This window comes from Ferribacterium limneticum (genome assembly GCF_020510625.1).
GTDB lineage: Bacteria > Pseudomonadota > Gammaproteobacteria > Burkholderiales > Rhodocyclaceae > Azonexus > Azonexus limneticus_A.
Genome location: NZ_CP075191.1, coordinates 90450 through 97500 on the forward strand (window position 1 = coordinate 90450; position 7051 = coordinate 97500).

The 7051-nt window shown below is 54.2% G+C and carries 2 protein-coding genes, 2 tRNA genes and 2 rRNA genes (1 of these 6 running past the window's edge); all 6 read left to right on the plus strand.

What is annotated here, in order from left to right:
- The first annotated feature begins 8 nt into the window (after positions 1-8).
- Entirely contained in the window at positions 9-3269 is a 3261-nt protein-coding gene (locus KI617_RS00405) for a type I restriction endonuclease subunit R (RefSeq protein ID WP_226449615.1), read from the plus strand.
- A complete protein-coding gene (locus KI617_RS00410) occupies positions 3269-3976 on the plus strand; it encodes a M48 family metallopeptidase (RefSeq protein WP_226449617.1) in 708 nt (235 codons plus the stop codon). The genes KI617_RS00405 and KI617_RS00410 overlap by 1 nt, the downstream gene beginning before the upstream one ends.
- Before the next feature lie 671 nt (positions 3977-4647).
- Positions 4648-6185: ribosomal RNA gene (locus tag KI617_RS00415) — 16S ribosomal RNA — on the plus strand.
- Positions 6186-6244: 59 nt separating this feature from the next.
- Positions 6245-6321: transfer RNA gene (locus tag KI617_RS00420), tRNA-Ile, on the plus strand.
- A gap of 74 nt (positions 6322-6395) precedes the next feature.
- Positions 6396-6471, plus strand: a tRNA-Ala gene (locus KI617_RS00425).
- Positions 6472-6696: 225 nt separating this feature from the next.
- A 23S ribosomal RNA gene (locus KI617_RS00430) occupies positions 6697-7051 on the plus strand; it runs 2527 nt beyond the window's last position.
- Together the 16S and 23S rRNA genes with 2 tRNA genes alongside form the textbook arrangement of a ribosomal RNA operon.

Below are 7051 nucleotides of genomic sequence, written 5' to 3' on the forward strand. Positions count from 1 at the left end.
GGGCCCTAATGTCTGAATACAGTGAGGTAGAGCGCCCTTTTCTGCAGCAACTGGCAGAGTTGGGTTGGACGATCATCGACCAAGGGGCTGGTATCCCGCAAGACGCTGCACCCAGCCTGCGCGCCAACTTCCGTCAGTGGCTGCTACCAGAAATGTTCGACAGAGCAGTTCGCGCCATCAACCGTACGGACGATGGGCGAGAATGGCTGACTGGCCGCCAACTGGAAGACTTGCGCAGCCAATTACTGCGCCATCCGAATCGTACCCTGCTTGAAGCCAATGAGGCCGTGCAGGCGATGCTATTCAAGGCGCAGGCGGATGTAAACGAACTGACGGGCGAAGCCGACCCGGTGGTGCGCCTGATCGACTTCCACAATCCCGCGAACAACCAGTTCCATGCCATTAACCAGTTCCGCATCGACACGCCGGGTTGTGTGAAAGCATTCGTCATTCCGGACATCGTGCTGTTCGTGAACGGCATACCGCTGGTGGTGGAGTGCAAGAAGGGTTCGGAAACTTGCGCTAACCCGATGCAGGAAGCCTTTGTGCAATTGCAGCGCTACATGCGCCGGCGCAAGGAGACGGAGGCCTCTGGCCTGAAGGAAGGCGAACCCCGGCTGTTCTACAGCAGCCTGATGCTGGTTCGTAGCTGCGGTCTGGAAGCCGACTATGGCACCATCACCTCGGGCGAAGAGCATTTCTATGCCTGGAAGACGCCCCTCCGTGCCGACGATGCCGTTCCGGAAGGACTGAATGCGCAGCAGCAGTTAATTGCCGGGATGTTGAACAAGGCCAATCTGCTGCAGATCCTGCGCACCAGCTCGGTATTCATGGATACCGACGGTGGCCCCAGGGTGAAGGTAGTGTGCCGCTATCAGCAGTTCCGAGCCGCTAGCAAGATCGTCGAACGCTTGCGTACCGGCGAAACGGCTGCCGAACGCAGTGGCGTAGTGTGGCACACCCAAGGCTCGGGCAAGTCACTGACCATGGTGTTCCTGGCGCGCATGCTGCGTGCCAGCCGCGACTTGGCCGACTACAAGATCGTACTGGTCAATGACCGGCAAGACCTGGAAGAGCAGTTGGGCGACACCGCCACCCTGATTGGCGGACGGGTAAATGTGATCGAAACCCGTGCGGGCTTGCGTCAGCATCTGTCGACCGACAGCTCGGATATCAGCATGGTGATGATCCACAAGTTCCAGGAGCACAAGCAGACACTCACCAATGCAGTGGCGGAAGCGCTGGGTACTTATCTGGCGATGCCAGTCGGCAAGACCTTCGGGGTGGTCAATACCTCGGATCGCATCATCTTGATGATCGACGAGGCCCACCGCACGCAAAGCTCAGACTTGGGTGACAACCTGTTCGAAGCCTTCCCCAATGCCACACGTATCGCCTTCACAGGCACGCCGCTGATCACGGAGCGGCACGGCGAAAAGAAAACCCACAAGCGCTTTGGCGAGTACATCGATACCTACCGTCTGATGGACGCTGTGAACGATGGGGCCACGCTGCAAATTCTCTATGAAGGCAAAACGGCCGACAGCGCACTGAACGAAAAGCATGCTTTCGATGAAGCCTTTGAAGACCTGTTCCGTGACCGCAGCGAAGAAGAACTGCTGGCGATCAAGAAGAAGTACGGCGCGACCGGCGACATTCTGGAGGCCGAAAACCGCATCAACGCGATTGCGCGTGATCTGGTTGCGCATTACGTCGACAACATTCTGCCCAACGGCTTCAAGGCACAGGTGGTGTGCCATTCCAAACTGGCGTGTATTCGTTACCAGAACGGTATTCAGGCAGCGCTGACAGAGCGTATCGCAAAGGAAGAAGCTCAAGCTGCAGCCGATGCCATATTGATCCAGCGCCTGCACTTCCTGAAAACTGCCGTGTTGGTGTCGTCGGATGGCACCAATGAGGCTGCCTACATCACCCACGCCCGCAAACAGGCGCAGCGCATGAACGCGGTTGAGAACTTCTGCCGCAACTTCGATTTTGAAGACCCGGACAAGGAATACACCGGCATCGCCTTTCTGATCGTGTGTGACATGCTGTTGACGGGCTTTGATGCGCCCATTGAGCAGGTGATGTACATCGACAAGAAACTGCGGGAACACACCCTACTGCAAGCAATTGCCCGTACCAACCGGGTAAAGAAGGGCAAGCAGCGCGGTTACATCGTCGATTACATCGGCCTGGCTAACCACTTGACCGATGCCTTGACCTTGTATGCGGCCAGCGACGAATTGCAAGAGTTGCATGACGGGATGAAGAACATCGTGTCGGAATTGCCGGTGCTAGAGGAGCGCTACCAGCGACTGCTGCAGCACTTCACGGCTCTAGGCATCAAACAGATCAAGGCCTTCGTTAATGGCGAGTTGCCCAATCTGGATGCCGAGGCGGCCGTGGTGCATGAAGCGGTGAAGGCGCTCAAGGACGATAAGAAGCGTGCCGATTTCGAGGTGTACCTCAAAAAATTCTTGATGAGTCTGGACATCATCCTGCCCAAAGCGCCTGCTCAGCCGTACCGCGTGCCCGCGAAGCGCTTCGGATACATCTTGCAAGTGACCAAGGAGCGCTACAAGGACACCAGCCTTGATCTGGGCAGCGCTGGCGAAAAGGTGAAGGCGCTGATCAATGAACACCTGATCAGCCTGGGTATCAATCCCAAGGTGCCGCCGGTCGAACTGCTGGCAGAAGATTTTCTCGACAAGTTGGCGGCGCACGCTGGCCAGAACAATGAGGCCAAGGCCAGCGAGATGGAGCACGCCATCCGCAAACACTGCACGGTTCACCACGACGAAGATCCGGCCTTCTATAAGAGCCTGTCGGAAAAAGTGGATGCGCTGATCGAGAAACACCACGACGAGTGGGACTTGCTGGCGGAAAAGCTCGCGGAGTTGCGTCAGGAAGCAATTGCCGGCCGTCAGCTAGGTGAGGATGGCATGACCAAGGAGGCGACGACCTTCTACGAGTACATCGTGCAGCTTGGCTTCGCAAGTGGTTCTATCGATGATGCGGACAAGTCTGCATTCAAAGCATTGGTGGAAACGACCGTGGAAATACTGCAGGAAACTATTGCCAGCATCGACTTCTGGCAGAACCCCGACAAACAGAAGCGCGTGCGGGGCATGATCAAGACCGAGATCGCCAAAACGGGTATCGAAGAACTGAAACTCAACCGTGAGCGTGTGGCCGTGGAGATTATGAAGCTGGCCAAGAATCGTCACGATGAACTGGTCAATTTGACTCGAACGGGGGACGCGTGATGCAACTCCGTCAGGTGCGGGACATCGAGTATCAACTGTTGCCGGGGGCAGATCGCCAGACCACGGATATCGTGATCGAACGCGACGGCATCATCACCGTTCGCCCACCACTGCGGATGACACCAGAACAAGTAGACGAAACCGTGCTTAGCAAGCGGATGTGGATCTACCGCAATCTGGCTGAATGGCGTGACCTCAACGCCACTCGCGTGACGCGTGAATGGGTCAGCGGTGAGACGTTCCTCTATCTGGGCAGCAACTATCGACTTGAGCTAATAGCCGAGCAAGACGAGCCTCTCAAGCTGAAAGATGGCCGGTTTTGCCTGTTGCGCAAAGTCGTCGAGCGTGGTGGCTTCGATGCAGCCCATCAGGTGTTCGAAGCGTTTTACCAGACCAAAGGTTTGCCTCGCATTCTTAAGCGAGTGGCGTACCTTGCGGCCAAGGTTGGCGTAACGCCGGGTAGTGTGCAGATCAAAGATCTGGGGTACCGCTGGGCTTCATGTTCCAAGAACGGTGATCTGTATTTTCACTGGAAATGCCTCATGGCACCGCTGACCATCATCGACTACATGGTCGTCCACGAGCTTTGCCATCTGCACCACAGAGACCACTCGGACGCGTTCTGGAACGAGGTGGACAAGGTGATGCCGGATTACCGGGAGCGGAAAGAGTGGCTCAGAATTCGCGGTGCTGAGTTGGATCTATAACCCGTTTGTTTGGATGCGCTGGGTGTGAGGGTGTGGTCTTCGCACTCGACTCGGACCTGCAGCGGGGCACCTTCTTCTATAGCGCTGGAGGTAAGAAATACCCTAGTCAGCGTCTTAGATCAGGGGTAACTTTCGGGGTAACTGCCGATCTCAAATAACCAAATTCATTCATTGGCCGACGTTTAAAGCGATTGTTCGATTCCCATCGCCTCCACATCGAATTCAGGCAGGTCGTTGATCTGCAAAAGAAAAAGCCAGCCAGATTCGGTTGGCTTTTTTGTTTTCTGTCAATTTATTGTCGCTGGCAGATTTCGCCATAAAGTGGCGGCGGCTCAGGATTTGGAAAGCTTGATCTGTAGTTGAAATCCACCCGAGGCAGTAATTCAAAAGTCATTGTTTTCGAGTGTTGTTAATTATTTTTCAAATTTGGTTTGACAGCGGCTATTTAAATCTAGATAATTCGCCCCCTTCGCTGCTGACGCTTCAAACGAAACGGCGCGGTGGAATTGATCTTTAACAAATTGGACAACCGATAAGTGTGGGTGTCTTGATGCGAAGTGACTTTGGTCACAAAAAAGCATTAAAGGCAAACGCACTGAAGTAAGGATGGAGAAATCCATTCAGGTAGAGCAATCTACCGTCAGTGAGAATGCGAGTTATATTGTTGGATTAAACTGAAGAGTTTGATCCTGGCTCAGATTGAACGCTGGCGGCATGCCTTACACATGCAAGTCGAACGGCAGCACGGGAGCAATCCTGGTGGCGAGTGGCGAACGGGTGAGTAATATATCGGAACGTACCTTTCAGTGGGGGATAACGTAGCGAAAGTTACGCTAATACCGCATATTCTGTGAGCAGGAAAGCAGGGGATCTTAGGACCTTGCGCTGATTGAGCGGCCGATATCAGATTAGCTAGTTGGTGAGGTAAAGGCTCACCAAGGCGACGATCTGTAGCGGGTCTGAGAGGATGATCCGCCACACTGGAACTGAGACACGGTCCAGACTCCTACGGGAGGCAGCAGTGGGGAATTTTGGACAATGGGGGCAACCCTGATCCAGCCATGCCGCGTGAGTGAAGAAGGCCTTCGGGTTGTAAAGCTCTTTCAGCCGGGAAGAAAACGCATGGGTTAATACCCTGTGTGGATGACGGTACCGGAATAAGAAGCACCGGCTAACTACGTGCCAGCAGCCGCGGTAATACGTAGGGTGCGAGCGTTAATCGGAATTACTGGGCGTAAAGCGTGCGCAGGCGGTTTTGTAAGACAGGCGTGAAATCCCCGGGCTCAACCTGGGAACTGCGTTTGTGACTGCAAGGCTAGAGTATGGCAGAGGGGGGTGGAATTCCACGTGTAGCAGTGAAATGCGTAGAGATGTGGAGGAACACCGATGGCGAAGGCAGCCCCCTGGGCCAATACTGACGCTCATGCACGAAAGCGTGGGTAGCAAACAGGATTAGATACCCTGGTAGTCCACGCCCTAAACGATGTCAACTAGGTGTTGGGTGGGTAAAACCATTTAGTACCGGAGCTAACGCGTGAAGTTGACCGCCTGGGGAGTACGGCCGCAAGGTTAAAACTCAAAGGAATTGACGGGGACCCGCACAAGCGGTGGATGATGTGGATTAATTCGATGCAACGCGAAAAACCTTACCTACCCTTGACATGTCCAGAAGCCCTTAGAGATTTGGGTGTGCCCGAAAGGGAGCTGGAACACAGGTGCTGCATGGCTGTCGTCAGCTCGTGTCGTGAGATGTTGGGTTAAGTCCCGCAACGAGCGCAACCCTTGTCGTTAATTGCCATCATTTAGTTGGGCACTTTAACGAGACTGCCGGTGACAAACCGGAGGAAGGTGGGGATGACGTCAAGTCCTCATGGCCCTTATGGGTAGGGCTTCACACGTCATACAATGGTCGGTACAAAGGGTCGCCAACCCGCGAGGGGGAGCCAATCCCAGAAAGCCGATCGTAGTCCGGATCGTAGGCTGCAACTCGCCTGCGTGAAGTCGGAATCGCTAGTAATCGTGGATCAGCATGTCACGGTGAATACGTTCCCGGGTCTTGTACACACCGCCCGTCACACCATGGGAGCGGGTTCCGCCAGAAGTAGGTAGCCTAACCGCAAGGGGGGCGCTTACCACGGCGGGGTTCGTGACTGGGGTGAAGTCGTAACAAGGTAGCCGTAGGGGAACCTGCGGCTGGATCACCTCCTTTCTAGAGAAGCATCCTGGCACCCACAACTTATCGGTTGTTCATGAGTAGCAAACAGACGAGGGTCTGTAGCTCAGTCGGTTAGAGCACCGTCTTGATAAGGCGGGGGTCGTTGGTTCGATTCCAACCAGACCCACCAAGTCAGTGGTTAGTCGGTAGTCAATAGTCGTTAGCTTTTGCTAGCAGCTAATAACTAACAACTAATAACTAAACGGGGGATTAGCTCAGCTGGGAGAGCACCTGCTTTGCAAGCAGGGGGTCAACGGTTCGATCCCGTTATCCTCCACCAAAACCCAAAGATAAGCAGTGGTGTTTATCTTTGGCTTTTGAGCAATCAATTGCTACGTTCTTTAACAAAATGGAAGAAGGTTGTGTTACAGCGCTGATGAGGCGTTGGCAACACGTTGTGATTGCATCTGTTCTCGTTTCTTTGCCGGACTTATTTGGCAAAAGCGAGACAGCACAAATATGAGTTTGCCTGTAGCCGTTCTCTGACGAGAACACAAGGTTATAGGATCAAGCGACTAAGTGCATGTGGTGGATGCCTTGGCGATCACAGGCGATGAAGGACGTGCAAGCCTGCGAAAAGCGGGGGGGAGCTGGCAATGAAGCTTTGATCCCCCGATATCCGAATGGGGAAACCCACTCAGCAATGAGTATCCCAATCTGAATACATAGGATTGGGAGGCGAACCCGGTGAACTGAAACATCTAAGTAGCCGGAGGAAAAGAAATCAACCGAGATTCCCCAAGTAGTGGCGAGCGAACGGGGATGAGCCTGCTAGTGATAGCGGAATGGTTAATGGAACGGAATGGAAAGTCCGGCCGTAGTGGGTGATAGCCCCGTACATGAAAACCAATCCGTGGTAC